The organism is Thalassotalea coralli (genome assembly GCF_055786205.1).
The window spans coordinates 1-603 of sequence record NZ_JBVVBK010000022.1; the positions used below are offsets into that span (position 1 = coordinate 1).

The 603-nt window shown below is 51.1% G+C and carries 1 protein-coding gene; it reads left to right on the forward strand.

Going from position 1 to position 603, the window contains the following annotated elements; translation table 11 throughout:
• Positions 1 to 26 precede the first annotated feature (26 nt).
• Positions 27 to 603, forward strand: a 577-nt coding sequence (locus tag ACOB80_RS20850) for an Ig-like domain-containing domain (RefSeq protein WP_473167799.1), incomplete at its 3' end; no start/stop codon positions are given.

Below are 603 nucleotides of genomic sequence, written 5' to 3' on the forward strand. Positions count from 1 at the left end.
AGACACTGAGCCTGAATGTAGGTGGCGTGAAAGACTTGGCAGGTAATGCTCAGGTAGAGGACGTTAATGTCCACTTTACAACAGAGCTAGGTATCGACACACAAACAGGCACACTGCGAAGCTACAGTCCGACGAACAGTGCAACGGAAGTGGCCTTGAATGCGGAGTTTACGGCAGATTTCAGTGAGCGTATCGACCCGACATCGCTACATAGCCAATCATTCTGGTTGTATAACAATACAGAAAGGCGCAATGAAGCAGCGACCTTGGGCTTAAGTGCAGATGGCAAGCGGGTAACGTTAACGCCGGATGCATTGCTAGAGGCAGGACACCAGTATTACGTGTATATCAGTTGGGGAACCTACCTGAAGGATATTGCAGGTAATAACGTGGGCTCATATCACAGGTACCAATTCACGACGGGTGACAGTGAAGATGCGCAGGCACCGAGTGTGATAGCGAACAACCTGTCACATGGACTCACGGATGTACCCGTTAATGCTCCGGTGGTATTACGCCTAGATGAAGCGGTAGCAGCACACTGTGTGAACGGTGACACCGTATCGCTACAGAGCAGCACAGGTGCAGTCGCGGGTAGTGTCG